The organism is uncultured Sneathiella sp. (assembly GCF_963976355.1).
GTDB lineage: Bacteria > Pseudomonadota > Alphaproteobacteria > Sneathiellales > Sneathiellaceae > Sneathiella.
The window spans coordinates 558854-584357 of sequence record NZ_CAXBKA010000002.1 but is presented as its reverse complement, the minus strand read 5'-3'; the positions used below and the strand labels follow the sequence as shown (position 1 = coordinate 584357).

Annotated in this window: 24 protein-coding genes; 9 read left to right on the top strand and 15 right to left on the bottom strand. The window is 58.9% G+C overall.

All coding sequences use genetic code 11. The features are described 5' to 3' along the window. Nucleotides 1-5 precede the first annotated feature (5 nt). Entirely contained in the window at nt 6-845 is an 840-nt protein-coding gene (gene fghA / locus AAC599_RS06495; RefSeq protein ID WP_340149596.1) for an S-formylglutathione hydrolase, read from the top strand. On the opposite strand, the gene AAC599_RS06490 is transcribed toward fghA, so the two are convergent. Genes AAC599_RS06490 through AAC599_RS06480 form a run of 3 tightly spaced genes read right to left on the bottom strand, consistent with a single transcriptional unit; the run spans nt 842 to nt 3589 of the window. Continuing rightward, nucleotides 842-1633, bottom strand: a complete 792-nt coding sequence (locus tag AAC599_RS06490) for an alpha/beta fold hydrolase (RefSeq protein WP_340149595.1) — start codon at nt 1631-1633, stop codon at nt 842-844. The two genes, fghA and AAC599_RS06490, sit on opposite strands and share 4 nt — an antisense overlap. 35 nt (nt 1634-1668) lie before the next feature. Continuing rightward, nucleotides 1669-2406 carry an isochorismatase family protein gene (locus AAC599_RS06485; protein ID WP_340149594.1) on the bottom strand — a complete coding sequence of 246 codons (738 nt, stop codon included), beginning with the start codon at nt 2404-2406 and terminating at the stop codon, nt 1669-1671. A 13-nt stretch (nt 2407-2419) separates the two neighbouring features. Continuing rightward, on the bottom strand, nt 2420-3589 hold the full coding sequence (locus tag AAC599_RS06480) for a substrate-binding protein (protein ID WP_340149593.1): 1170 nt from the start codon (nt 3587-3589) through the stop codon (nt 2420-2422). Between the two features lie 254 nt (nt 3590-3843). On the opposite strand from AAC599_RS06480, the gene AAC599_RS06475 reads away from it, so the two are divergent. The 6 genes from AAC599_RS06475 to AAC599_RS06450 all read left to right on the top strand — a co-directional run bounded on the left by AAC599_RS06475 (nt 3844) and on the right by AAC599_RS06450 (nt 8675). Then, the gene (locus AAC599_RS06475; protein ID WP_340149592.1) at nt 3844-4563 is read left to right on the top strand and encodes an ABC transporter ATP-binding protein; all 720 of its coding nucleotides are present in this window, start codon (nt 3844-3846) and stop codon (nt 4561-4563) included. Beyond that, nucleotides 4556-5257: an ABC transporter ATP-binding protein gene (locus AAC599_RS06470; protein WP_340149591.1), complete on the top strand. Its 702-nt coding sequence runs from the start codon at nt 4556-4558 to the stop codon at nt 5255-5257. The genes AAC599_RS06475 and AAC599_RS06470 overlap by 8 nt, the downstream gene beginning before the upstream one ends. An 11-nt stretch (nt 5258-5268) precedes the next feature. Then, complete coding sequence (locus tag AAC599_RS06465) at nt 5269-6129, top strand: hypothetical protein (protein ID WP_340149590.1); 861 nt, start codon at nt 5269-5271, stop codon at nt 6127-6129. Next, nucleotides 6119-7087 carry a hypothetical protein gene (locus AAC599_RS06460; RefSeq protein ID WP_340149589.1) on the top strand — a complete coding sequence of 323 codons (969 nt, stop codon included), beginning with the start codon at nt 6119-6121 and terminating at the stop codon, nt 7085-7087. Before AAC599_RS06465 ends, AAC599_RS06460 begins: the two co-directional genes overlap by 11 nt. Before the next feature lie 134 nt (nt 7088-7221). Further along, nucleotides 7222-7923 (top strand): uracil-DNA glycosylase, encoded by a 702-nt coding sequence (ung, locus tag AAC599_RS06455; RefSeq protein WP_340149588.1) that lies wholly within the window; start codon nt 7222-7224, stop codon nt 7921-7923. Next, nucleotides 7920-8675 carry a glycerophosphoryl diester phosphodiesterase gene (locus AAC599_RS06450; RefSeq protein ID WP_340149587.1) on the top strand — a complete coding sequence of 252 codons (756 nt, stop codon included), beginning with the start codon at nt 7920-7922 and terminating at the stop codon, nt 8673-8675. Before ung ends, AAC599_RS06450 begins: the two co-directional genes overlap by 4 nt. Before the next feature lie 4 nt (nt 8676-8679). Here the strand turns inward: AAC599_RS06450 and AAC599_RS06445 are convergent, their stop codons facing one another. The 3 genes from AAC599_RS06445 to AAC599_RS06435 form a co-directional block, all read right to left on the bottom strand. Beyond that, nucleotides 8680-10305 (bottom strand): Na/Pi cotransporter family protein, encoded by a 1626-nt coding sequence (locus AAC599_RS06445; protein ID WP_340149586.1) that lies wholly within the window; start codon nt 10303-10305, stop codon nt 8680-8682. Between the two features lie 134 nt (nt 10306-10439). Then, nucleotides 10440-11621: an iron-containing alcohol dehydrogenase gene (locus AAC599_RS06440; protein WP_340149585.1), complete on the bottom strand. Its 1182-nt coding sequence runs from the start codon at nt 11619-11621 to the stop codon at nt 10440-10442. Nucleotides 11622-11630: 9 nt separating this feature from the next. Beyond that, entirely contained in the window at nt 11631-13022 is a 1392-nt protein-coding gene (locus AAC599_RS06435; RefSeq protein WP_340149584.1) for an aldehyde dehydrogenase family protein, read from the bottom strand. Nucleotides 13023-13233: 211 nt separating this feature from the next. Here AAC599_RS06435 and AAC599_RS06430 point away from each other — a divergent pair, with 211 nt between their 5' ends. Beyond that, nucleotides 13234-13986 (top strand): DeoR/GlpR family DNA-binding transcription regulator, encoded by a 753-nt coding sequence (locus AAC599_RS06430; protein WP_340149583.1) that lies wholly within the window; start codon nt 13234-13236, stop codon nt 13984-13986. 19 nt (nt 13987-14005) lie between these two features. Here AAC599_RS06430 and AAC599_RS06425 read toward each other — a convergent pair whose 3' ends face one another. The 3 genes from AAC599_RS06425 to AAC599_RS06415 all read right to left on the bottom strand — a co-directional run bounded on the left by AAC599_RS06425 (nt 14006) and on the right by AAC599_RS06415 (nt 17301). After that, nucleotides 14006-14866, bottom strand: coding sequence for a type 1 glutamine amidotransferase (locus AAC599_RS06425; protein WP_340149582.1), 861 nt, complete (start codon nt 14864-14866; stop codon nt 14006-14008). Nucleotides 14867-14880: 14 nt separating this feature from the next. Beyond that, entirely contained in the window at nt 14881-15735 is an 855-nt protein-coding gene (locus AAC599_RS06420; protein WP_340149581.1) for a TauD/TfdA family dioxygenase, read from the bottom strand. A gap of 111 nt (nt 15736-15846) precedes the next feature. Then, nucleotides 15847-17301 carry a PLP-dependent aminotransferase family protein gene (locus tag AAC599_RS06415; protein WP_340149580.1) on the bottom strand — a complete coding sequence of 485 codons (1455 nt, stop codon included), beginning with the start codon at nt 17299-17301 and terminating at the stop codon, nt 15847-15849. Between the two features lie 63 nt (nt 17302-17364). On the opposite strand from AAC599_RS06415, the gene AAC599_RS06410 reads away from it, so the two are divergent. Then, a complete protein-coding gene (locus tag AAC599_RS06410) occupies nt 17365-17844 on the top strand; it encodes a GNAT family N-acetyltransferase (protein ID WP_340149579.1) in 480 nt (159 codons plus the stop codon). Here the strand turns inward: AAC599_RS06410 and AAC599_RS06405 are convergent. The 6 genes from AAC599_RS06405 to AAC599_RS06380 all read right to left on the bottom strand — a co-directional run bounded on the left by AAC599_RS06405 (nt 17837) and on the right by AAC599_RS06380 (nt 25287). Beyond that, entirely contained in the window at nt 17837-19204 is a 1368-nt protein-coding gene (locus AAC599_RS06405; protein ID WP_340149578.1) for a hypothetical protein, read from the bottom strand. The genes AAC599_RS06410 and AAC599_RS06405 overlap by 8 nt on opposite strands. A gap of 39 nt (nt 19205-19243) precedes the next feature. Continuing rightward, a complete protein-coding gene (hisN, locus tag AAC599_RS06400) occupies nt 19244-20050 on the bottom strand; it encodes a histidinol-phosphatase (protein WP_340149577.1) in 807 nt (268 codons plus the stop codon). A gap of 108 nt (nt 20051-20158) precedes the next feature. Continuing rightward, the gene (locus tag AAC599_RS06395) at nt 20159-20728 is read right to left on the bottom strand and encodes a sarcosine oxidase subunit gamma family protein (protein ID WP_340149576.1); all 570 of its coding nucleotides are present in this window, start codon (nt 20726-20728) and stop codon (nt 20159-20161) included. Beyond that, nucleotides 20721-23738 (bottom strand): sarcosine oxidase subunit alpha, encoded by a 3018-nt coding sequence (locus tag AAC599_RS06390; protein WP_340149575.1) that lies wholly within the window; start codon nt 23736-23738, stop codon nt 20721-20723. Before AAC599_RS06390 ends, AAC599_RS06395 begins: the two co-directional genes overlap by 8 nt. Beyond that, complete coding sequence (locus AAC599_RS06385; RefSeq protein ID WP_340149574.1) at nt 23735-24025, bottom strand: sarcosine oxidase subunit delta; 291 nt, start codon at nt 24023-24025, stop codon at nt 23735-23737. Before AAC599_RS06385 ends, AAC599_RS06390 begins: the two co-directional genes overlap by 4 nt. A gap of 11 nt (nt 24026-24036) precedes the next feature. After that, complete coding sequence (locus tag AAC599_RS06380; RefSeq protein ID WP_340149573.1) at nt 24037-25287, bottom strand: sarcosine oxidase subunit beta family protein; 1251 nt, start codon at nt 25285-25287, stop codon at nt 24037-24039. Nucleotides 25288-25504: the final 217 nt, after the last annotated feature.

Below are 25504 nucleotides of genomic sequence, written 5' to 3'. Positions count from 1 at the left end.
AGATTATGAACATTATTTCCGAACAGGCCTGCTTCGACGGGACACAGGGCTTCTATAAGCATATTTCCAGCGAGACCGGATCGGAGATGCGGTTCGCAGTATACCAGCCGCCGCAGACGAAAGCGGGCAAGGTGCCCGTGCTTTATTACCTTGCGGGCCTCACCTGCACCGAGGAAACGGCGACGATCAAGGCGGGCGCGCAGAAATACGCGGTGGAGCACGGGCTCATGCTCGTCATGCCGGACACCAGCCCGCGCGATGTCGGCCTGCCCGGAGAGGATGAAGACTGGGATTTCGGCACTGGCGCCGGGTTTTACCTCGATGCGGTGAAGGAGCCCTGGGCCGGAAGCTACCGGATGTACAGCTATGTGACCGATGAGTTGCGACTGCTGATCGACGGGGAATTCAATGTCGATGTCCACCGGGTCGGCATTTTCGGGCATTCCATGGGCGGTCACGGGGCGCTGACCATTGCGCTTAAAAACCCGGAAATCTACAAATCCGTTTCCGCCTTTGCGCCGATTTCCTCCCCCATGCAATGCCCCTGGGGAGAGAAAGCGTTTCTGGGGTATCTCGGGACCGACAAGGCCAGCTGGACGGAATATGACGCGACAGAGCTTGTCAAACATGGCAAGCGCACGTCCCATATCCTGATCGATCAGGGCCGCGCCGATCAGTTTCTGAGCGAACAGCTAAAGCCGGAAATCTTCGAGAGCGTCTGCAAGGAAGAAGGGCAGCCCCTCACCCTCCGGATGCAGGATGGCTATGATCACAGCTATTATTTCATCCAGACCTTCATGGAAGATCATATCCGCCACCATGCCGCCATTCTGGCAGAAGGCTAAGCGACTTCGGCCAGATGCTTGCGGACTTCGGCGTTGAAGATGTCCGGCTTGTCCATGGCAAGCTGATGGGCGGCGTTATCGACGACGACCAGCCGTGAGCCTTCAATCTGCCGGTGGATGAGTTCCGATGAGCTGAGCGGTGTGCCCATATCCTCCCGTCCGACAATGACGAGGGTTTTATTCTTGATCGCCGGAATGCGGTCCTTGAGGTCGATACCGGCAATCGCGTGGCAACAGCCGATATATCCCTCAACGGAGGTGTCAACGATCATCTTGCGGACCCGCGCGTCAAGCTCGGGCCGGTTATCGAGGGAGCCCTCAACGAACCAGCGGGACATGGTCGGCTCGACCGTCGCCGCCAGACCCTGCTCCGCCGCGAGGCGGATGCGTTCCGGCCAGAGCGCCGCCGCCCCGTCGGGCAATGCACAGAGGGAGCTGGAAATCACCAGCCTGTCGACCCGATCCGGATAGCGCAACGCAAATTCCTGCGCGATCATACCGCCGATGGAGAGGCCGACGAAATGGCTTTTCGTCACGCCATAGACATTCTGGATCGACGCCACATCGGCCGCCAGCATGCCGAAATCATAGGGTCCGGGAGTGGGCGCGCTCTTGCCATGGCCGCGCAAGGAATAGCGAAGCACGCGATGATCTTTCTTGAGGTCTTCGGCCAGTTCGTCCCAGGCGGTGAGATCGCAGCAGAGCGAATGGCTCATCGTGACGACAGGCGCGTCCTCCGGCCCTTCAAAGCTGGTTTCAAACTCTATTCCATTTGCAGTGATTGTCATGATCTCTCCCTTTTTATTTTTGACGGGCGGGATCATTATGCGGGAAGCAGCACCTTGTTGACAAGCTGCGCGCCGCGGCTCGCCATGAAATAAAGCCCCATATAATGGGTCACGTCCTGTGGATGGGCGGCGGTGGCGCCATAGCCGATCTCCTCGGCAACGCTCCGCGGTAGATCATAGGTCGAGCAACCCTTGTCATAGACATGGATATCCTTCAATCCCGGCATCATGTCGTGATTGCGGGCGCTCAAGGAGGTCAGGACGAAATCCATCACACAGATATCGGTGCAGATACCGACAACCAGAAGGTCGGTGATCCCGTTCGCCTTAACCCAGTCGGCCACGGCATTGCTGCCATCGGCGCGCGTGGCCCCGATAAAGCCATTGATGCAGTCCTTGCGGACAAGCGTCGTATTGGCATCCTGTTCCAGCCATTTAAGCTCCGGCACCAACTCCTCCTCGCCTGTGCCCGCCTCGCAATGCGGCGGATAGGGCGGTTCGGGCTTGCCGGGGATATGGGTATCCTGAAAGGCGAGGATCGGCCAGCCTTGCGCGGTAAAATGCCGGGCGAGAATAACCGTTTCCGATACCATCGTTGAAACCTGTTCATTGGGCGCGGGCGGCGCGAGCGCACCCGCCCCGACGGTGGCAAACCCGTTGACCTCATCGACGATCACGAGACCGGCCCGGCGGTCTGCTGCCGCCGGGTCGAAATCGGTAAAGGCAAGCGGCATGGCCGCTTCCAGATCAACTGTGAGATCACGGGTTGTCATGTTAACTCCTTACTTAGGCACATTGCGGCGCAGGTTCAATAATACCGAGTTCCTTTGCCACATTCAGGGTGCCGTTTTCAGTCTTGGCGATATACATGTTCATCGCAGTGTGATGGTCGTCCTTGGTGATCGAGGCCGCGCCGGTCGGAATCTCGAAGGACAGACCTTCCATGCCGTCGATCAGGGCTTCTCTATCGACCTTGCCGGCTTTTTCGAGCCCGCCCTTGAGCGCGATCAGCGAGTTGTAATGGGTCATGACATAGAAGGAAACGACCGCATCCTCGCCCGCGTTCTTGCGGATTTTCGAAACAAACTCCTGAACACCCGGCTCCGGTGAGCTGGCAACGAACGATACGCCCGCATACATCCCCTCGCCCTTGCCCGGACCGAAGGCCCCGAGATAGGTTTCCGCAAAGCCGAGGAAGGCAATCTTCACCGTCTTGGTCAGGCCGAACTCCTCCGCCTGCTTGATAAAGGTGATGCCGTCTGCGCCGGGCAGCGCGAACAACAGGATCTGGGCGCCGGAATCGGCAATTTTACGAATGATGGAGGAGAAATCCTTGACGCCGAACGGGGTATATTCCTCGCCGACCGTGGAGCCGCCAATCTCGTTGATAATGTTCTTTGCGGTCTTGAACATGTTGCGCGGCCAGACATAGTCGGCGCCGAACATGTAATAGCTGTCGCCGATCCCTTCATCTTTGAGGTAAGGGATAAGCGGCGCCGTATCCTGGTTCGGCACGGTGTTGAAGGAGAAAAGATAGCGGTTGCAGATCCCGCCTTCATAGTTGGTCGCGTATAGAAGCGGCGTCTTGCCCCGCTCCATCGTCGCGGCCATGGCATCGCGACCGGCGGATGTAATGGGTCCGGAAATCGCCAGCACCTCGTCGCGCTCGATCAGCTTTTTTGCCCGCTCGACCGATGTTTTGGGATCGGTCTTGTTGTCTTCATACAGGATTTCGACCTGATGGCCGAGAATGCCGCCACCCGCATTGATCTCGGACACGGCAAGGTCGAGACCCATTTTCGCCTGATTGCCGAACAGCTCAAGGCCGCCGGAGAATGGCTGGACCGCGCCAATTTTGATGGTTTTATCCGCGGCAATGGCTGGCATGCCAAAGGCGGAAACGGCCGCAGTGGCCCCAACGGCACCCACAAATTGTCGTCTGGAAATATCGATCATCACGTTATCCTCTATATCAATTAAGCTGTCAATGTCCTGCCGAACAAAACAGTTGTTTGGCGAAATCTTTCGTGCATGGTTATGCCAGCAACCGTAGAAGAATCAATTAATTACCGCTATAGTTTAGAAAAATGGGCATATTTTGACGTTTTCGCCCGAATATTCGACGGTACACATATTAATTATAAGTTTATCGCAAACATTATTCATAGGTATGCATACAAAAATTGCCTGAATCACCGGATAAAGCAACCATGTCGCTTCTTCAGCTTTTAGATTTGACGAAAAACTTTGACGGCCTGCGTGCCGTCGACGGTTTTTCCCTCGATATTCCGGAAGGCAGCCTGAACGCACTTGTCGGGCCGAACGGCTGTGGCAAGTCGACCCTGTTCAACCTGATCACGGGGGTTCTCAAACCGGACGCGGGACAGGTGATCTTCCGGGGCCGGGAAATTACCGGCTGGCCGCCGCACCGGATTGCCCGCCTTGGCATCGGCCGGAAATTTCAGGTTCCCGCCATCTTCGAGGAAATGACAGTCCGGGAAAATCTGACGGTGGCGGCAAAACGCTCCGGCGCCCGCGCCCCGATCGATCATATCCTGGAACGGATCAAGCTTGCCGATCGGCAGGACATCTCCGGCGGGGAACTGGCCCATGGACAGAAGCAATGGCTTGAGATCGGATTGCTGCTCGCGCAGGCCCCGTCGCTGATCCTGCTGGACGAGCCGACCGCCGGGATGACCGGCGCGGAGACAAAAGCAACCGCGGACCTGATCCGCACCATCAATCAGGATCAGGGCATTACCGTTCTGGTCATCGAGCATGACATGGGCTTTATCGAATATCTGGGCTGCCCGCTAAATGTCATGTCGAAAGGCAAAATCCTGAAATCCGGCAATTTCACCGATATCAGAAACGACGCGGAGGTAAAGGCCCTTTATTTCGGAAATACGGCGGTCCCTGCCGATGCTTGAGCTCAGGAACCTCTCGTCGGGCTATGGCGATGCCCTCGTGCTCCGGGATTTCAGCTGCCGCTTCGAAAATGGTCGAGTGACCGCCCTGATGGGCCGGAACGGCATGGGAAAGACCACATTGCTCAAAACGATTATGGGGCTGATAAAGCCGAAAAGCGGCTCCGTCCTGTTCGACGGGCAGGCGCTCGAAGCCTGGCCGACGCATATGATTTCCCGCGCCGGGATCGGCTATGTGCCGCAGGGCCGCGAAATATTCGAGGATTTCTCGGTCGAGGAGAACCTGCAACTGGGCCTGCTGGGACGAGACCCCGCCGGCGCGCTCCCCTTTTCGCAAATTTATGACTGGTTTCCCCTTCTGAAAGAGCGCGCCGATCAACGGGCCGGAACATTCTCCGGCGGACAGCAGCAAATTCTCGCCATCGCGCGCGCGCTTATCGGCGGGCCGAAAATGCTGCTGCTGGACGAACCCACGGAAGGCATCCAGCCCAGCATTGTCCATGATATCGGGCTGCAACTTGCGAGAATAGCGAAGGAGACCGGCCTCGGCATTTTGATTGTCGAACAGAATGTCGATATGGTGCGAACCCTTGCCGATCAGGTTCTGTTCATGGAAAATGGCGAAATCCGCGAAAGCTGCGATATCGCGGTGGTAAAGCAGGATGATACGCTGCTGCACCGGTATCTGTCTGTATAGATGTTAAAGTCATGAATGAACTTGTTCCCATAATCCTTGATGCCAGTTCCTATATCCTGATACTGGTCCTGGTCGCGCTCGGCCTGATGATTGTTTTCGGCATGATGGGTGTGATCAATATGGCCCATGGCGAGTTGTTCATGATCGGCGCCTATGTCATGGTATTGGCGCAGGATATGGGCCTGCCGTTCCTTGTCGGGATCGTACTCGCGCCGCTTGTCGTCGCCTTTTTCGGCCTGCTGATCGAGACCGCCCTGATCCGCCATATATATCACCGGCCGCTCGATACCATTCTGGCGACATGGGGGCTGTCGATCGCACTCAAGCAGCTTGTTGTCCTCCTGTTCGGACCCGAATCCCAAAGCGTTCCCCTCCCCGTCGACGGCAGCCTCGACGTCGGCGCCTTCAGCTATCCGGTCTATCGCCTGATTCTCATGCTCGCCTCCGTCCTGCTGATCGGCGGTACGTTATGGCTGTTCCTCGGTACGAAATTCGGCCTGATGGCCCGGGCGGTCATTGCCCGGCCCGCCACGGCGGCAGCGCTCGGTATCGATACCCGGCGGATGTATCGCTGGAGCTTTGTTATCGGCACCGCGCTGGCGGGACTGGCGGGGGCTCTGGTCGCCCCCATCATCAGTGTCGATCCGCAGATGGGGCTTGGCTATCTGGTGCCGGGCTTTCTCTCCATCCTTGTCGGCGGCGCCGGGCCGCTGGCGGGCGTCCTCGCGGGCGGCGCGGTCATCGGCGGCGTCAACAACCTGCTCGCCGTCTGGATATCGCCAGTTGCGGCGCTGATCACCGTCTATGTTATTGCCATTCTTATCATCCGGCTGAAACCGGAAGGCCTGTTGGGAGGGCGCCGTGCGAAATAGCCTGATCGGACTTCTCGTCTTTATCGCCCTCGCCGTTACCCCGCTGTTCGTCGGTCAGTACTGGACAGGCCAGCTCACCACGTACCTTGTCTATGGATTGCTGGCAATTTCCCTGTCGCTGGTCTGGGGCTATGGCGGCATTCTCTGTTTCGGACAGGCAATGTTCTTTGGCATCGGCGGCTATATCATGGCCGTCTTCACCAAGGGCATGATCTATCCCGACCTGACCAGCAGCTATCTCGGCCTGCTGGCGGCGATGGCGGGCGCGGCGATGTTCGCCCTCGCCCTCGGCTATTTCCTGTTCGCCGGGCGCGGGATTAGCGGCGCCTATCTTGCCATCATCACCCTTGCCATCGCGCTCGTGCTGGAAAGGCTGATGAACAACTGGTACGCCCTTGGCGGCTACAACGGCCTGCTCAACGTCCCGCCGCTCAAGCTCATCGCCTTCGGTATGAGCTACGAACTATGGGACCGGCTGCCGACTTTCTATATCATCCTCGGCATTGTCGCGGTGGTGTATTTCGGGGTGAGCTTCCTTGTGAAATCTCCATACGGGCTGTTGCTGACCGCCACCCGCACCCATCCCGACCGGCTTTCCTCCCTCGGGTACAGCGTGCTCAATCTCCGGCTTTCCGTCTTTTCCCTAAGCGCCGCCATTGCTGGGCTTGCGGGCGCGCTGTTCGTTACCCTCGACGGCTTTGTCTCGCCGACACTGATCGGCTTCACTCTCTCGACCGAAGCGCTGATCTGGGTCGCCATCGGCGGCAAGGAAATGCTGCTCGCCGCCTTTCTCGGGGCGATTTTCACACGCACGGCGGAGAGCTGGCTCTCCGAGATTTTCGGCGATTACTGGATCCTGATCCTTGGGGTGGTATTCATGATCAGCGTCGTGTTGTTGCCCCGCGGCCTGCTGGCGACACCGATCGAGAAGCTGACCGGGAAACGAAAGCGAAAATAATGCGAACCGGCCCCGTTCATAATTATTTTGCAATGAAACAGAATCATAATAAAACTGCATAAGAGACAACAAGGGACACCGCCAGAAAGCGATACTGGCCAATCGCCCGATCCGGAGAAGACTGAGGGGATGTTTTGAACGACGTACCGGGTTCTGACCCTAAGCTGGAAAAAAGCTGGCTTGACCAGTTACACCCGGAATTCGACGCGCCCTATATGCGCGAGCTCAAGCAATTCCTGCTGCGCGAGAAGGCCGTCGGAAAAACCATCTATCCCGCCGGCAGCCATATCTTTGCCGCCCTCAACCGGACGCCTTTTGACGCCGTCAAGGTAGTGATCCTCGGGCAAGACCCCTACCACGGCCCCGGTCAGGCCCATGGTCTCAGCTTTTCCGTGCCACCGGGCGTCCGAATTCCCCCGTCGCTTCTGAATATCTACAAGGAGCTGGAGCGTGACCTGAACCTCCCGATGCCCCACCATGGCAATCTCGATCATTGGGCAGATCAAGGGGTCTTGCTGCTCAATGCCGTGCTTACCGTGCAAAAGGCGATGGCCGGGTCGCATCAGGGCAAGGGATGGGAACGCTTCACCGACGCCATCATTTCCGCCCTTAATTCCGGCCGCGACAACCTCGTCTTCCTGCTTTGGGGCAGCTATGCGCAGAAAAAGGGCGCGGTTATCGATCGCAAACGCCATCTCGTGCTGCAAAGCCCGCACCCGTCGCCGCTGTCCGCCCATCGCGGCTTCATCGGCAATGGTCATTTTTCGAAGGCAAATGACTATCTGCGCCAGACACATCAAACCCCCATCGACTGGACAGTTGGAGAACCGGCATGATCACAGAAGAGGACTTTTTCAGCCGGATGCCGAAAATCATCGGTCATCGGGGTGCTTGCGGTCTGGCCCCGGAAAACACGCTGGCCTCCTTGCGCAAGGCCGCCGAGATCGGCACCAGCTTTGTCGAGATCGATGTTACCGTTACGCAGGACTCGGTTGCAGTGATCCAGCATGACAACGATGTCCGCCGCTGCAGTAACGGCAGCGGTCCCATTCTTCTGAAAACCCTTGAAGAAGTTCAGCAGCTTGATGCGGGAAGCTGGTTTTCCGATGATTTCAAGGGTGAGAAAATCCCGACCCTCAAGCAGGCAACGGATACCCTTGCCGACCTAGGACTTGGCCTCAATCTTGAAATCAAGCCCTGCAGCGGCTGGCAGATCCCGACCACGGAACAGGTCGCGAAGGAACTGCTGGACTACTGGCCGGAAGACCTGCCGCTGCTGATTTCCTCCTTCAATGTGGATTCCCTTTATGAGATGGGCCGCCTTATACCGGATATCCCGCGCGGCTATCTCACCTCGGCCATTCCGCCGGACTGGGAAGAGCGGCTGACGGACAGCGCCTGCGCCTCGCTGCATTGCGAGCGTTATTACGTGACCGAGGATCAGGTAAAGGCAATCAAGAAAGCCGGTTTCCGCCTCCTCGTCTATACGGTCAATGACCCCAAGGAGGCGGAGAAGTTTCTCGGCTGGGGCGTCGATGCCGTGATTACGGATTTTCCCGACAGGATGTTCGGCGCACTCGATCTGTAAGCACTTATTTCTCCGTCTGACCGGCGACCAGATAGGCTCCTGCTGACAGCAAGGAATTGATCCGCCGCATGTCGCTCAGCAGGCTGAGATGAATGGCGCTCGCCTCCTGATCCAGCATCTGGTCGTTTCTCAGGCGCTGCAAATGCTCGTTTACCGCCTTGCGCTCGGCGACACGGAAGGTCTGCTTGCGCTCGATAAGCCGTGCCGCGGTGGCCGCATCCCCGGTCATCAGGACGCTGAAGGACATGCGCAAATTGACGAGCACCATATCGAGAAGCCGGAATTCATCCTCAACATCCTCATCCGAAATGGCGACCTGGTTCTTCTGCGCGGTTTCCACAAGTTCGACCATATTCATCACCACGATATTGCTGATATGGTCGATCGCCGTGGTGAAGTTGAGGATTTCGGTGCAGCGATACTCATCCTGCTCATCGAGGGATTCCCGGCCGAGCTTGGTGAGATACGCCTTGATCGCGCGGTCAAAATCCTTGATGACATTGTGATTGTCGCGGACCTGCCGGAAGTTCTGGCCATTCGCCCCGTCCAGTATCTGCCGGAGGCAACGGCACATCTTTTCCAGCACATCCCCCATTCGCAAAGTCTCACGCACGGCGTTCGCCATGGCGAGCTGCGGGCTTTCAAGCGCAGCCTTGTCGAGATAGAGCGGCTGGGGTGCGTTCTCATCCACCTCGTCATCCTCCGGCAGCAACCGTTCCGTCAGCCGGCCAAGCGGCCCGACAAATGGCAGGAAGACAAGGGCGCAGGTCAGATTGACGAGCGTGTGCAGATTGACAATCTGCCGGGCCGGAGAGGGTTCGAACATCGCCAGTTGCGGCTCGATCACGGCTATAAAGGGAATGGTCGCCACGACAATGATCAGGCGGCAGATCAGATTGGCGAGCGGTGCCCGCCGCGCCGCCTTTTCTGCCTTCAGCGTCGCCATGATCGGCGGCACCGCCCCGCCGATGTTCGCGCCCAGCACCATGGCATAGGCGACATCAATCGGGAAATGACCGGTCAGGGATAATGAGAGTGCAAACAGCACCGTCGCGAGGGACGAATGGGCAATGATCGTGATTACCGCCGCCAGCAGGACCACCAGCACCGGCTCCCCGGATAGGGAAGTCAGAACATATTGGGAGACGGAAGAATCCCGGATCGGCTCCGACGCCGTGGCCAGCATGGCAAGCGCGCTCAGCATCATGCCGAGGCCCAAGAGAATTCGCCCGAAATTCTTGGCCCGGGTGGAGTTGGCGGTGGCGTGGCGGACAAAGCCCAGGAACAGAAAGACCGGCGCGAGGAAGGAGAGATCGAAGCTGAGAATCTGGGCGACAAGCGTCGTCCCAACATCGGCACCGAGGATGATGGCAATCCCCGCCGTCGCGGGTAGCAACCCTCTTCCTGCGAAGGATGCCGTCAGGAGCGCCGTCGCCGTGCTGCTCTGCAGAAGCATTGTGACCGTCAGGCCGCCGAAGAACGACTGGAACCGGTTGCGCAGGCAGAATTTCAGGAAGACGCCAAGCTCACGCCCGAAGGCGCGCATGACCCCCGTGCTGACCATGCGCAAGCCCCACAGAAGCAGGGCCACGCCGCCGAGTAGATTGATAAGAACGAGTGTGCCGTCCAAAACGCCTGTACCTTTACCTGAAGTGCCTCATCGACCGCCGCATTATAGGTGCATTCAAGACAATTGCATGTATAAACCCACGAAAATCAACAATTATATCGCAAATTTCCACAGACGGCCCAAGAACGCCGCCGTCACGCGTCGAGATTACCGGTCACGGCCTTCTCGAAAAGACGGCTGTATTCCTCGTTTGTGAGTGCAATCGGATTGCCGCCTGAGGACGGATCCTCCACCGCCATCTTGCCGACAAGCTCCGCCTTCGACGTATCGATCCCGAGGCCTGAGAGGTCATTCGGGATTTCCAGCTCCTGACGCAGCGCCAGAACCCAGCTCAGGAAGGAATCGAAGGACGGGTTGGCAAGGCCGAGATAGGCGGAAAGCCGTGTGAGCCGGTCTGCGATGACATCGCGGTTGCGGATCAGGACATAGGGCATCAGGATCGCGTTCAGCATGCCGTGATGGGCATCATAGAGCGCGCCCAGCGGATGGGCGAGCGCATGCATCCCGCCGAGGCCGCGCTGAAACGCCGTCGCCCCCATGGAGGAGGCGATCATCATCTGGCTGCGGGCAACGAGATCGCTTCCGTCCGCCGTCGCGGTCGGCAGGAATTCCTTCACCAGCCGGATGCCTTCAATCGCGATACCTTCCGCCATCGGATGGAAATGGGGTGCACAGAAGGCTTCCAGATTATGGGACAGGGCATCCATGCCGGTCGCCGCCGTTATTTTCTTCGGCAGGCCAACGGTGAGCGCCGGGTCCGCGATCACATAGGCGGGCATCATTTTCGGATTGAAAACGATCTTCTTCACATGATTTGCATCATCCGTAATGACGGAGGCCCGCCCTACTTCCGATCCCGTGCCGGAGGTTGTCGGAATGGCGATAATCGGCGGAATTTCACTTGCCGGGATCTCCTCCCAGTCCTTGCCGCCTTCGAGATAACCGAACAGGCTTTGCGTCTGCGCCGCCATGACCGCAACCGCCTTCGCCGCATCGATGCCGGAGCCGCCGCCAAAGGCGATAATTCCGTCATGGCCGCCCGCCTTGTATACGGCGACGCCATCATCGACATTCTTGCCGACAGGGTTGGGTTTGACGTCGTGAAACAGGCCGCAGCCGATCCCGGCGGCCTTGCAGCTTTCCATCGCCTCGCCAATCATGGGAAGCGCGGCGAGCCCAGGATCCGTGACCAGCAACGGGTTCTTCATCCCCGCTTCCTTGCAGGTCGCGCCAAGCTCGCGCAGACGGCCGATCCCGAAGCGCATTGCCGTCGGGTAGTTCCAGTTCCCCATAAGGGTGTTCGCATCCATTGCCATTCAGTTCCCCTAGATAGCCGTTCGCAGATGATAGGATTTGGGCCGGGTCAGGCTCTCATAGCCGACCACCGACAAGGTACAGCCGCGCCCGGAATTCTTGACGCCCGTCCAGGCGAGCGCCGGATCGAGATAATCGCAGCGGTTCATGAACCAGGTGCCCGTCTCGACCTGATCCCCGATCCGGACCGCCGCCGCCTCATCCATTGTCCAGACGGAAGCGGTCAGTCCGAACTCGCTGTCGTTCATGAGGCGGATTGCCTCCTCATCGGAAGTGACCTTCATGATGCCGACGACGGGGCCGAAGCTTTCCTCCGTCATGATCCGCATGCTGTGATCGACATCGACAACAACGTTCGGGGCAAGATAGGCCGTGCCTGCCTTGTCCGCCGGAAAGAGTTTCGGATCGATAAGCGCTTTCGCGCCCGCCTTCACCGCATCCGCGACCTGTCCGCGCACGAAATCCGCCGCCGCCGCATTGACGAGCGGACCAAGGGTGGTTTCCGGATCTGTCGGATTGCCGAGTTTGTACCCATTCACCACCTCAACGAATTTCTCGATGAAGGCATCATAGACATCCTCATGCACGTAAATCCGTTCGATCCCGCAGCAGGACTGGCCGGAATTGAACATCGCCCCATCGACCAGATTTTCCGCGGCATAGGCCACATCCGCGTCACTTCGCACATAGGCCGGATCCTTGCCGCCAAGCTCCAGCCCGACGCCGATAAAATGCCCGACGGCAGCCGTTTCGATCGCCTTGCCAGCCGGAACGGAGCCGGTGAAGCAGACATAATCGATCTTGTCCGATCCGATGATATCCGCGGCGAGCTGATGGCTGGCGACGACAATCTGAAACAGCGCTTCGGGCAGGCCCGCTTCGACAAAGCACTCGACCATCCGCTCCCCGCAGAGATGGGTCTGCGCCGCATGTTTGAGGATCACCGCATTGCCCGCCATCAAGGCTGGCACGATCGAATTGACGGCGGTCATGAAGGGAAAATTCCAGGGCGCAATGGTGAAGACAACACCGACAGGTTCGCGCTTGATATAGCGGGTAAAGCCTGCTTTTTCCGGGATCGCGATATCGGCAAGCGTTTCCTCGGCGACGGAAATCATATAGCGGGCCCGTTCCTCGAACCCGCCAACCTCACCGGCGCCATAACGGATCGGACGACCCATCTGCCAGGCCAGTTCCTCCGCGATAAGCTCCTTTTTCGCGACAAAATTATCAACACCCTTTTCAAGAATGGCCGCCCGTTCCGCGACGGATTTCTGTCGCCACTCCTGCTGCGCGGCGCGCGCGGCGGAGAGCATTTCCTCAACCTTTTCAGGGGATGTATAGGCCCGCTCCACATACAGGCTGCCATCGACAGGGCTGATCGTTTTCAAACTTTCCGACATTGATCCAATCCTATTTTAAACTTCGGTTTTTCTAGCATTTTTCCGCCGATCCCCACCAATGATTTTTCAGTCCAAATTCAGGAGCAAATACAGAGCTGACTAGTTATCTACGCCAAAATGTGGATTCCCACATAATCGTTTAGGTTTCTCCACAAATATGCTATTGAGAGACTGGAAAGAGCCTAAAATAAGGGTTCTGGACGGGAGGACCATGAAACAGACCAAACGACAGCTGGCCATCATGAATATGCTTCAGGTGGAAAAATCCTGCGGCATAACCGATCTGGCGAACAAACTGGATGTGTCGGACGAAACGATTCGCCGCGACATCAAGGAAATGGCGAAATATGGCGCGGTGGAAAAAATCCACGGCGGGGTCATGTTGCCGAATTCGGCGCTGGAGGCGCCCTTTCTTCGGCGGCTGGAAGCGCAGCGGCGCGAAAAGCAGAAAATCGCCAAGCTGGCGGCTTCCCTTATCGTCGATGGGGAAACCCTGATGATCGATAACGGCAGCACCTCCTGCTATGTCGCCAAGGCCCTGAGCCTGCATCGCGACCTCACCATCGTCACCAACTCGACGGAAGTCGCCCGCGATCTCTGCGCCCGCAACAGCAACAAGGTCTTCATGGCGGGCGGGGAAATCCGCGCCGATGACTGCGCAAGCTATGGACCCACGGCGGTCAATTTCGCCAGGCAGTTCGCGACGGAACGCGCCATCCTCTCGATCGCCGCGATCAGTGCAGATCAGGGATTCCTCGATTGCGATCTCAGCGAAGCGGAGTTCAAGCGGGCGGTCCTGCCCCAGGCGGCCAGCGTCATCGTCGTCGCCGATCACACCAAGTTCAATCGCCCAGGAGTAGTCAAGGTCTGTGATTTCAGCGCCGTTGATCTGCTGCTGACCGACCAGATGCCGCCGATGAGCATCGTCGACAAGATCGGCCGCGACCGGATCATTATCGCCTGAGCGGGAGGCCATCACCCCGTCAGCCGTTGAGCCGGGGGATGATTTTCACCTCAATCCAGTTGCGGACTTCCTGCTGCTTGATGCCGTCATCGAGCACGTCATTATCCACGCCAAGCTGCCAGCGAAGATGAGAGGATGCCGGATCTTCATAGAGGGCCTGCATTTTCCCGATAAACTGGTCCGCATCGTCTAGCGAGGCAAAATTCCCCTGCTTCGTCAGCGCTTCCCGTCGCCAGCGACAGAGGCTTGCCACCTCGTTGAAGTCATATTCCGGATGATACTGCACGGCCCAGAAACTGCCGCCCTTGTGGGAGACATCGACGGCCTGCACGCGGGAAAAGTCGTTGCTCGCCAGCAGGGTAGCGCCTTCGGGCAGTTCCGCGACTTCATCCTCATGGCTCGTAAAGCCGTCAAAGACCGGCTTCTTGCCCCGGAACATCGGATGCACCAGCCCCGCCGCATTCACAGCGATCTTCCGGGCCAGGCCAAATTCCCGTCCTTTCGGATTTTTCGCGCATTTGCCGCCCGCCGCCGTCACCGCCATCTGCGCGGCCCAGCAGCTGCCGAACATCGGAACAGCCGCTTCATAACCGGCCTTGGCAAATTCTATCTGGCGGGTGACCCGATCATCGGTTTCATCATGGATGGTCAGGCTCGATCCGGTCCAGCAAATCCCGTCATAGCCCTGCAGCCCCTGCCCCGACGGCAGGACGCAATCCGCATCCGCCGGGAACAGGATATCGACATGACATCCCGGCATGCAGGAGTGCAGCATCCTGAGGTAAAGATCGCCCGCCAATGTGCCGCCGTTCGCGGCAAGCGGACCGCGATGCTCCGCCGGATATCCGTCGAGAACGAGAAAGCGGGCGCTTGCTGTCATCTAGCTCCTCCGCCTTAAACGGGGCGCGTGTCGCCACCGATGGTGACGCGGCGCATCAGGCGGCGATACTGGACATAGTCGTTCATCGCATAATGCTGCGTGCAGCGGTTATCCCAGATCGCCACCGACTTCGGCTGCCAGCGGAAGCGGCAGACAAATTCCGGCTTGGTCGAGAAGTCATAGAGATATTTAAGGAGCGGCGCACTTTCCGCATCCGTCATGCCCTTGATCCGGAGGGTGAACATCGGATTGACGAAAATGCCCTTGCGGCCCGAGACTTCATGGGTCCGGATCAGGGGATGCTCGACCTCGACTTCCACCGCCGCAGAATATTTGTATTTCAGGCTGTGCTTGCCTTCGTATTTTTCACGCGTTGTCCGCGGATCATAGGCGATGCTGGCGGAATGAACCGCGACAAGTCCGTCCAGAAGCTGCTTCATCCCGTCGGACAGCGCATCATAGGCCGCCTCCATGCTGGCCCAGAGCGTATCGCCGCCCACCGGCGGAATATCAATACCATAGAGCATGGTGACCATGGTCGGTTTTTCAAAGAAGGTGTTATCTGTATGCCAGCCGGTGCCGAAGGACGCGCCCTCCCCTGTCGGTTTCAAAACCTCTATCAGTTCGGGATGCGCGTTTGATCCTTCGACGATGGGGTGAATTTCCGGTGTGCCGAAACGCTTGGCGAATTCCAGCTGCCCCTCGGGCGTGATTTCCTGATCGCGGAAGAAGACAACATGATTGTCCACGAGGGCGTCATGCACATCCTGGAACTGCTCATCCGAGAGGGTTTTCGATAAATCCACACCCGCGATCTCCGCGCCGATGCAGGAGGTAAGCGGCTGAACTTCAATTGTGCTGTATCCCATGGCAATCCCCATCAATGGACCGGATAAAATATCTGCCTGTTTTAGGTAAGGTATTCCAATGAAGAGAGATAGTACCAGTTTCCTTCATTCATATCTACCAGTTCGCCTCTCTCAACCTGTAAGCAGCGTTGAGAGCCGTTTCAAGCCATCGTCGATCCGCTCGGTCGCGATAGAGGAGAAGCCGAGACGGAAGTAGCGCTCTCCCCTCTCCGGTGCCATGAAATGCACCGCTCCGGGCTCAAGCACGATCCCCTCCTTCAGCGCACGGGCCGCGAGGGTGTCGCAATCGGTGCCCTCAGGTCCCTTCACCCAGAAACTGGTGCCACCGAAACTCGGCGCCGTCGCCATGCCGGGCAGGTATTTCTCAAGCCCCGCCGCCATTTTCCGCCACCGCTCCCCATAGGCCTTGTGAAGCTTGGCGATATAGGCGAGATGATAGCCCTGCGCGATGAAAAGCGCGGTGGTCCGCTGGTTGTTGCTGGGCGCATGGCGTAGCATCAGGCGGCGCAAAGCCCGCATTTCCCGGATCAGGGGCTTAGGCGCGACGATATAGCCGAGGCGCAGACCGGGAAACATCGACTTCGACAGGCTGCCTGTATAGAGGACGCGCCCGTCCCGGTCCTCCGATTTGAGCGCCGGCACCGGCTGGCCGGTGTAATTCGTATCGCTCTCGAAGTCGTCCTCGATGATCAGCTGATCATTTTGCGAGGCCGCCGCGAGCAGGGCTTTTCGCCGCGCCGGGCTGAGCGTCACCGTTGTCGGATACTGATGGCTTGGCGTTACAAAGAGGATCTGCGCCTGATTGGGGATTTCCGAAACCATAACGCCGCCTTCATCAACCGGCAGGGGATGCAGAGTCGCGCCGCAATGCTCAAAAATATTGCGGGCGTCGGGATAGCCCGGATCTTCAATCCCGACATGAACCCCCGGCCGCATCAGCGCCGCCGCGATCAGGTAAAGCCCGTTCTGTGCGCCCAGGGTAATGAGTATTTCCTCCTCCGACGCATAGATGCCGCGCCTCGGAAGCAGCTTGCTGCGGATTTGCAGGACAAGCTCCGGATCGTCCGCCGTCACCGCATCATTCGCCCAGTCCCTCATGGCGTGGCGGCTCATCGCCTGACGCGAACATTCCCGCCACGCCGGCAGCGGAAAGAGGCTGGCATCGGGCTGGCCATAGACGAAGGGATAGGGATATTCCTGCCAGTCGGCGGGCTTGACGATGTTTCGCTGGGAAGCAATCCGGGTATCGATCAGCCTGTCCCACGCCACCGGAAAGGCCGCCGACCTCTCATTATGGGACGCGGGAGGCTTAGGGCCAGACGTCGCGGCAACATCGCCGACCCGGTAGCCGGAGCGCGGAACGGAGATGAGAAAATCGCCTTCCACCAGCTTGTCATAGACAATCATCACGGTCGCCCGCGATATCCCGAGGTCATCGGCCAGTTTCCGGCTGGAGGGCATTTTTGTGCCCGGGGTCAGTTGCCCGTTCAGGATGCCTGCGATAATCTGTTCGCGAAGCTGGTTCTGAACCGGATGTGGTAGATGTCGGTCGATAGTAAACAGCAATTATTCCGATCCCGGAGAAGAGGATAAGGAGACTGTCCCCATGATAGGAGCATTTTAAGGTATATGTCACCGCCGAAGATCAGAGCCGCGATTGAGACCGATTGTCCGACCCTTACCGAGCTCGCCCTCACCTCCAAGGCTTTCTGGGGATATTCCGATGAGTTCATGCGGGGCTGCGAAGCCGTGCTGACCGTCACCCCGCGGATGATCGCCGAATGGGAAAGCGGCGTGATCGAGGAGAATGGGGCACCGGCTGCTTTCGCCTTTACTTCCTTCGAGCCGGACGAGGCGGAGCTTCAGCTTCTCTATGTCTCTCCGCTGCATATGGGCAAAGGCTATGGCCGGGCCCTGATCCGGGCTGTGGCCGAGCGGGCGGCGCTTCTTGGTTATGACAAACTCCGGATTGAGGCCGACCCCAATGCCCTTGACTTCTATCGCCGCATGGGCGCACGGCAGACAGGCTGGTGCCGCTCGGAGGTTGAGGAAACCCGCGAACTACCGCTTCTGATGCTGCCGCTGAAATCCGGATCAGGACCTAGATAATCTCGAAATACCGCTGTAATTCCCAGTCGGTGATCGCCTTGCGGAACTCCCGTTCCTCCCATTCGCGTGTCACAACATAATGATCGACAAAGGCGTCGCCGAACAACTCTCTCGCCGGTTTTGATTTTTTGAGCGCCTGCGCCGCCTCCCAGAGGGTTTTCGGCAGTGCCAGCTTTTTCGGGAAATCCTGCGTATAGGCATTGCCCTTGACGCCCGCGGTCGGCTCGATCTTATTCTCGATCCCCCAGAGGCCTGAGCCGAGCGCCGCCGCAATGGCGATATGCGGATTGATATCCGCCGCCGCGATCCGGTATTCGACCCGCTGGGAATGTTCCGAACCCGGAATCGCCCGAAGCGCACAGGTCCGGTTCTCGACGCCCCAGCTTGCTTCCGTCGGGGCCCAGAAACCCGGGATCATCCGCGTGTAGCTGTTCACGGTCGGCGCGATCATCGCCAGCAGTTCCGGCATCAGCTTCTGCTGACCGCCGATGAAATAGCGCATGGTATCGCTGATATTGTCTTCCTTGCCCGCATCGAAAAAGAGGCCCTTGCCGTCCTTGTCCTTCAGGGAGAGATGGATATGCCCGCTCTGGCCCGGGACATCCCTGGACCATTTCGCCATGAAAGTCGCCATCACGTCATTCTGCTGGGCAAGGATCTTGGTGTAGGTCTTGAACAGCGCGCCCTTGTCCGCCGCGCTCAGGGCATCGTCATAGCCGATCGCCGCCTCCAGCACGCCGGGGCCGGTCTCCGTATGCAGCCCCTCGATCCCGATGTCCATCTCTTCGCACATGGCGAGAAGCTGTTCATAGAAACTGTGCTCGACCGATGCGCGCAGCATGGAATAACCAAAATTTCCGGGGGTAAAGGGCACGAGGTCCCGGTAGTTCTTGTCGCGGATGGACTGCGGTGTTTCATTGAAGAGGAAAAACTCGAACTCGCAGGCCGCCGTCGCCTTGATGCCCATGTCGGCCGCCCGCTTGATCACCCGTTTCAGGGTCTGTCGCGGACAGACACCGGCCGCCCGGTCGCCGAATTCAAGCTGGAAAAACAGCATGTTATCTTCGAGCGGGAGCTCCCGGCAGCTGTCAATGATGGGAACGACCTTGGCGTCCGCATAGCCGTTGGACCAGCCGGTATAGCTGTCGGTGTCATAGAGCTGGTCTTCCACATCCCAGCCGAGCACGACATCGCAAAAGCCGAAGCCGGTCTCCAGAATGTTGAAAAACTTGTCCTTGCTGAGATATTTTCCGCGCAGCACCCCGTCAATGTCGAAGACACCGACCTTCACGAAAGAAAGGTCTCTTTCCTCAATGATACTGCGGGCATCCACCACAGTCTTTACCGAACGCGCATCCATGCCTTTCCCCCTTGCGATAATGTCGGAAACCAGCCTAGCCTAACTATTCAGAATCTCAAGTGCCTGCTGATGGAGTTCTTGTGTCGCTGCCGCCACGATTGTCCCGTCCGAGTCAAAATCCGGACGCTTGCCCGACCAGTCGGTGATGACGCCGCCGGCCTGTTCGACCACCGGGACCAGCGCCATATAATCATAGGTCTGCAATCCGGTTTCCACGGCGAGGTCGGCAAAGCCGGACGCCACCATGGCGTATATGTAACAATCGCCACCATAGCGGCGGATACGGGATTTTTCACGAAGCACCGCAAATTTCTCGCGGTTGCCCGGCGAAAAATACTCAAGCGCCGTGGTCATCAGGATCGCATTCTCAAGCGACCGGCATTCGCTCACCCGGCAGGGCGCGCCGTTGAAAAAGCATCCCTGCCCCTCAATCCCGATCCAGAATTCCTCAAGCTCCGGCATGGAGATCGCGCCGATGCGCACACCCCCGTCCTTCACATAGGCAAGCAGGGTTCCGTAAAGCGGCAGGCCGGAGATGAAGCTCTTGGTGCCGTCAATGGGATCGATCACCCAGATTTCCGACTGCTCCGCTCCGTCGAAGCCATGCTCCTCCCCGAGAATGCCGTGATCCGGAAAACGCTCCGTGATCAGGCTGCGAATGCGCGTCTCGCACTCGCGGTCGGCAATCGTAACCGGGGAATTATCGAGCTTCTGGATGATATCAATGGGCTTGCGGAAATAGGGCCGGGTTACGGACGCCGCCGCCTCGGCAAGAGAACAGGTGAATTGCGTCAGGTCGGCGAGGTCCCCTGTGACAGGGGCCGGCGTCTGAAAGGCTTTGGACATGGGTTTCCGATTTGCGTGATGTCAGGAAGGCCCTACATAGCAGCAGTCCCGGCCCGACTCCACATTTTTCCGCAAAATTTCCGGGCAAATCAACAAAACACGTCACACTCAGGTGCGAACGGTATATTCCTCAAGGGCGCCCGCCAGCCAGCCGCCGACATAACGGCTGAAGGAGGCGCGCACATAGATATGGAATGTCTCCGGCGCCACCTGCTCGACAATGGCCTGGGATTTCGCAATCAGAGTCTGGACACAGTCGCCGGGCGCAAAGACGCGGGGATGAAAATCGACCTCCGAACTTTTCATGAGCACCTGATGGCTGTGCAGCCCTTCAAGCGCGAAAATCGTGCGATTCGCACTCACATCGTTGATGGCGACATACAGCCCGGAAAGCGCCTCCTCAAGCGCCGCTACCAGCTCGCCGGTGTCCCTGTTGCCAACGATCAGCCATTCATCCGGTGCCAACCAGAGGGCTTTGCAGTCCTTCCCCGTGGCCACCCTGTTCGGTTCCGTCGGCGGATCAAGACCGAGGACGGACTTGACCCCGGCGGTGAAGGCCGCCTCGCCCGGCTTGCCGCGAAGATTGACCTGTCCCGTTGGCGCCAGTTCCCGCAAACCATCCGGAAAGCTGCCGGAAATCGCGGCGGCGGGGGTTACCCAAAAAGCATTGTCAGCCATTCAACCGCTCCCCTTCCTTATCGTAAAATACCGGATCGACAATTTCCGCCGTCACGGTCTTGTCCTCAAGCGGCGCGAAAATCTTCTCCCCCTTGCGGTTATGACCGCCCTTGACGAGCGCAAGCGCAATCGACCGGCCAAGGGTGGCGCTGTGATAGCTCGATGTCACATGACCGACCATGGGCATCGGCTTGGCCGCATTCGGATCAAATACCAGCTGCGCCCCTTCGGGCAGGATGTCATCGGGTTTATCGGTCAGCAGTCCGACAAGCTGTTTGCGGTCTGGTCGCGCCGTGTCGCTCCGGGTGAAGGAGCGGTTGCCGACAAAATCGGGCTTCTTCTTGGAGACGATCCAGTCCATGCCGAGATCCTGCGGCGTGGTGGTGCCGTCCGTCTCCTGCCCGACGATAATGAAACCCTTTTCGGCGCGGAGGATATGCATCGTTTCGGTGCCGTAGGGCGTGATCCCGAATTCCTCCCCCGCCGCCATCACCGCCTTCCAGAGCGCGAGGCCGCAGGTCCAGGGCACGTTGATCTCATAGGTGAGTTCGCCCGTGAAGCTGATCCGGAAGACGCGTGCATCAATCCCGGCCACAACTCCTTCCTTGAAGGAGAGGAACGGGAAATTCTCGTGAGATAAGTCCATTTGCGGGGCGATCTTGGCGAGCAAGGCGCCCGCTTTAGGCCCGGTAATGGAGACAGTCGCCCATTGCTCGGTGACGGAGGTGCAATAGACCTCAAGCTCCGGCCATTCCGTCTGCAGATATTCTTCCAACCAGTCGAGAACCCCGGCGGCACCGCCGGTGGTGGTCGTCATCAGGAAGCGGTCATCGCTAAGCCGCGCCGTCGTGCCGTCATCGAAGACCATGCCGTCTTCATGGCACATCAGGCCATAGCGCACCCGTCCGATACCGAGCTTTACCCAGGCATTCGTATAGATACGATTGAGGAATTCGGCCGCATCTTTTCCGCGAATGTCGATTTTCCCCAATGTCGATGCATCCAGCACCCCGACACCGTTCCGTACCGCACGGCACTCCCGATTGAGGGCGTCCTGCATCGTTTCCCCTGCTTTCGGGAAGTACCAGGGGCGTTTCCACTGGCCGACATTCTCAAACAGTGCGCCATTCTCCACATGCCAGTCATGAATGCTGGTCACGCGCACCGGATCGGACCAGTCGCCGAGGTTGCGTCCGGCAAGCGCGCCGTAGGAAACGGGCGTGTAGGGCGGGCGGAAGGTGGTCGTGCCGACTTTCGGGATCGGCTTGTCCAAGATACCCGACAGGATCGCAAGTGCATTGATATTGGATGTTTTCCCCTGGTCAGTGCCGAAGCCCGTCAGCGTATAGCGCTTGATATGTTCGACCGATTCAAATCCTTCGCGCACCGCGAGCTCTATATCCGCCGCGGTGGTGTCATTCTGCAGATCCACAAAATGCTTGGCCATCCCCTCGCCGACCGGACGCGCGCCCGGCACAATCCAGTACGGCTCTATCGCCAGTGCCTCGGGCTCGTCTATTTCCGGCGCGGCCGGTTTGCGTTTCGGCGTAAAGCCGGTCGCCCGCGCCGCATCGGCCCCGGCCTTGTATCCCCCCGCCAGACAGTCTTTTAAGGTAAACTGACCGGCAAGCGCCCCGGCAACCTCCAGTTTCTGCAGTGCTTTGCCGGGCAGGAAGCAGGCTTTTTCATCGTCATACTCCAGCTTGCCCTGCGACTGACTGAACAGATGCACGACCGGGCTCCAGCCGCCGGACATGGCGACGAGATCGCACTCTATCTCCCGCGCGGCAGAGGTATAGACTTTTGCGCCCTTCTGGATGGACCGGACTTCCACCGCGCGCACCCGCTTGCCGCCTTTCGTGCCAGTAATGGCATGACCTTCCAGAATCTCGATCCCCTGCTCGCGCGCCTGCTCCACAAGAGCGCCGCTAACACCGGTCCGGTAATCGATAATCGCCACCACCTCACCGCCTGCTGCTTTCAGGTCGAGCGCGGCGGCATAGGCGCTGTCGTTATTGGTGAACAGCACCATTTTCCGCCCCGGCAAGACGCCATAGCGGTTCACATAGGTGCCGATCGCCCCGGCGAGCATGATGCCCGGCCGGTCATTATCGGCGAAGACCAGCGGCCGTTCATGGGCGCCAGTCGCCAGCACCACATGGCCCGCGCGGACATGCCAGACGCGCTGGCGCACCTTGCCCTTGCGCTCAGATGCCGGCAAATGGTCGGTTTTCTGTTCCAGCACGCAGAGATAGTTGTGATCGTAATAGCCGAATGTCGTCGACCGCGACAGCAGGGTGACGTCCGGCATGGCGTTCAGTTCCTCAATCGCCGCCGCGATCCAGTCCGCCCCGTCCTTGGCGGCGATTTGGATATTCTGCGACAGCAGGCTGCCGCCGAACTCGCTCTGTTCATCCACCAGCAGGACCCGCGCCCCGGCCCGCCCGGCCGCCAAGGCCGCCATGAGGCCCGCAGGTCCGCCGCCGACGATCATCACATCCGTATGCAGATGCATATGATCATAGATATCCGGATCGCCCGACGTCGGCGCCTTGCCCCAGCCTGCCGCGCGGCGGATCACCGGCTCATAGAGTTTCATCCACATGGAGCGCGGCCACATGAAGGTCTTGTTATAGAACCCCGCCGTCATGATCTTGGCAAACAGGCCGTTGACCGCGCTGATATCGAAATTGACGCTCGGCCAGACATTCACGCTGCTCGCAGCCAGCCCGTCATAGAGCGATATCTGCGTTGCCCGGATATTCGGCTCGGTCGTCGCGCCCTCTCCAAGCTGGACCATGGAATTGGGCTCTTCCGCGCCCGTCGCGACAATGCCGCGGGGCCGGTGGTACTTGAAGCTGCGGCCGAGCAGGTGAACGCCATTGGCGAGCAAGGCGGAGGCCAGCGTATCGCCGTCAAATCCCGTATAGCTTACTCCGTTGAAGGTGAAACGAAGCGCCTTGCTCCGGTCGATACGACCGCCGGAGGCGGTGCGGAAACGGCCCGTCATGATTTGTCGCCCGCCGGGCTCGGCGCTGTGCCGCCCATCTCGTAGGACCCGACGATTTCATGGGTGACCGTATTGCGGATGACGTTGAACCAGCGGCGGCAGCCATGGGTGTGCAGCCAGCGTTCCGCAAAGTATCCCTTCGTGTTTTTCCGCATAAAGAGAAACTCCGCCCATGCCGTATCATCGAGGCTGTAGGAATCTTTCGGCCGCACGATATGCGCCTCTCCGCCGTAGCGGAATTCCGTTTCATGTCGCTTGCCGCACCAGGGGCATTCGATATTCAGCATTTCTTCCCCTCCTAATGTGCAACGCCGGCGGCGCCATGTTCATCGATGAGCGCCCCGCTCTCGAAGCGGGACAGGCTGAACGGCATGTTGAGGACATGTGGCGCGTCCTTTGCGAGCGTATGGGCGAAACACCAGCCCGACCCCGGCGTCGCCTTGAACCCGCCTGTGCCCCAGCCGCAATTGAAGTAAAGCCCTTCCACAGAGGTGCCGGAGAGGATCGGAGACGCGTCCGGGCAGGTATCGACAATACCGCCCCAGCTCCGCATCATGCGCACCCGGCTGAAAATCGGAAACAATTCCAGACAGGCGCCGAGCTGATGCTCGATCACATGGAAGCTGCCGCGCTGGGCGTAGGAATTGAAGCTGTCGATTCCGGCGCCCATCACCAGTTCGCCCTTGTCCGACTGGCTGACATATACATGCACCGCGCCCGACATGACAACGCAGTCGATGACCGGCTTGATCGGTTCAGAGACAAGCGCCTGGAGCGGATGGCTGGTAACCGGCAGGCGGATGCCCGCCATCTCTGCAATGACCGAGCTGTGCCCCGCCGCGACCACGCCGATTTTCTTCGTCGCGATGTCGCCCCGCGTGGTCTCCACACCGGTGACCTTGCCGCCTTCGCGCTTGATACCGGTCACCTCGCAATTCTGGATAATGTCGACGCCGAGCGCATCCGCCGCCCGCGCATAGCCCCAGGCGACGCTGTCATGCCGGGCAACGCCACCGCGCCGCTGCAAGGTTGCGCCCAGGACCGGGTGGCGCGCTTCCTTGGAGATATTGATGATCGGACAGAACGCCTTCACCCCGTCCGCATCCAGCCATTCCGCATCGACGCCGTTCAGGCGGTTCGCATTGACCCGGCGCACCCCTTCGCGGACATCGCCAAGACTATGGGCAAGGTTCATGACGCCGCGCTGGCTCAGCATGACGTTGTAGTTGATCTCCTGCGACAGCCCTTCCCAGAGCTGGAGGGATTTTTCGTAAATCGCGGCGCTTTCATCCCACAGGTAATTGGAGCGGACAATCGTCGTATTGCGCGCCGTGTTGCCGCCGCCGAGCCAGCCTTTTTCCAGCACGGCGATATTGCGCACCCCATGCTCTTTTGCAAGATAGTAAGCCGTTGCGAGCCCATGGCCGCCACCGCCGATAATGATCACCTCATATTCCGGCTTCGGCTCCGGGCTGCGCCATTGCTGCGGCCAGTTCTTATGGCTGCTCAACGCATTGCGCGCAATCGTGAAGATCGAATATTTCACCATCAAACTTCCTTGCTCGGTCCTGACTTTCGGGACCATGACAGTTTAACGACAGATATATCCGTCGCAAACGGTCATTTAGTAGAATATTCGCGACATTCCCCATAACCCGGCCGCAGTCCGCATGTTGGAGATTTTGTGTCGCATTATGAATAGCCCCAAAAAGGCCTGACAGCCACTGTGAGGGCTGGCGCTGAACAATAAATGGCAGCGGCCTTTC

Excerpts from the sequence above, each read along its gene's own strand:
- fghA (WP_340149596.1), top strand. The coding sequence starts at position 6 with ATGAACATTATTTCCGAACAGGCCTGCTTCGACGGGACACAGGGCTTC.
- AAC599_RS06490 (WP_340149595.1), bottom strand. The coding sequence starts at position 1,633 with ATGACAATCACTGCAAATGGAATAGAGTTTGAAACCAGCTTTGAAGGG.
- AAC599_RS06485 (WP_340149594.1), bottom strand. The coding sequence starts at position 2,406 with ATGACAACCCGTGATCTCACAGTTGATCTGGAAGCGGCCATGCCGCTT.
- AAC599_RS06480 (WP_340149593.1), bottom strand. The coding sequence starts at position 3,589 with ATGATCGATATTTCCAGACGACAATTTGTGGGTGCCGTTGGGGCCACT.
- AAC599_RS06475 (WP_340149592.1), top strand. The coding sequence starts at position 3,844 with ATGTCGCTTCTTCAGCTTTTAGATTTGACGAAAAACTTTGACGGCCTG.
- AAC599_RS06470 (WP_340149591.1), top strand. The coding sequence starts at position 4,556 with ATGCTTGAGCTCAGGAACCTCTCGTCGGGCTATGGCGATGCCCTCGTG.
- AAC599_RS06465 (WP_340149590.1), top strand. The coding sequence starts at position 5,269 with ATGAATGAACTTGTTCCCATAATCCTTGATGCCAGTTCCTATATCCTG.
- AAC599_RS06450 (WP_340149587.1), top strand. The coding sequence starts at position 7,920 with ATGATCACAGAAGAGGACTTTTTCAGCCGGATGCCGAAAATCATCGGT.
- AAC599_RS06440 (WP_340149585.1), bottom strand. The coding sequence starts at position 11,621 with ATGGCAATGGATGCGAACACCCTTATGGGGAACTGGAACTACCCGACG.
- AAC599_RS06435 (WP_340149584.1), bottom strand. The coding sequence starts at position 13,022 with ATGTCGGAAAGTTTGAAAACGATCAGCCCTGTCGATGGCAGCCTGTAT.
- AAC599_RS06430 (WP_340149583.1), top strand. The coding sequence starts at position 13,234 with ATGAAACAGACCAAACGACAGCTGGCCATCATGAATATGCTTCAGGTG.
- AAC599_RS06425 (WP_340149582.1), bottom strand. The coding sequence starts at position 14,866 with ATGACAGCAAGCGCCCGCTTTCTCGTTCTCGACGGATATCCGGCGGAG.
- AAC599_RS06420 (WP_340149581.1), bottom strand. The coding sequence starts at position 15,735 with ATGGGATACAGCACAATTGAAGTTCAGCCGCTTACCTCCTGCATCGGC.
- AAC599_RS06410 (WP_340149579.1), top strand. The coding sequence starts at position 17,365 with ATGTCACCGCCGAAGATCAGAGCCGCGATTGAGACCGATTGTCCGACC.
- AAC599_RS06405 (WP_340149578.1), bottom strand. The coding sequence starts at position 19,204 with ATGGATGCGCGTTCGGTAAAGACTGTGGTGGATGCCCGCAGTATCATT.
- hisN (WP_340149577.1), bottom strand. The coding sequence starts at position 20,050 with ATGTCCAAAGCCTTTCAGACGCCGGCCCCTGTCACAGGGGACCTCGCC.
- AAC599_RS06395 (WP_340149576.1), bottom strand. The coding sequence starts at position 20,728 with ATGGCTGACAATGCTTTTTGGGTAACCCCCGCCGCCGCGATTTCCGGC.
- AAC599_RS06390 (WP_340149575.1), bottom strand. The coding sequence starts at position 23,738 with ATGACGGGCCGTTTCCGCACCGCCTCCGGCGGTCGTATCGACCGGAGC.
- AAC599_RS06385 (WP_340149574.1), bottom strand. The coding sequence starts at position 24,025 with ATGCTGAATATCGAATGCCCCTGGTGCGGCAAGCGACATGAAACGGAA.
- AAC599_RS06380 (WP_340149573.1), bottom strand. The coding sequence starts at position 25,287 with ATGGTGAAATATTCGATCTTCACGATTGCGCGCAATGCGTTGAGCAGC.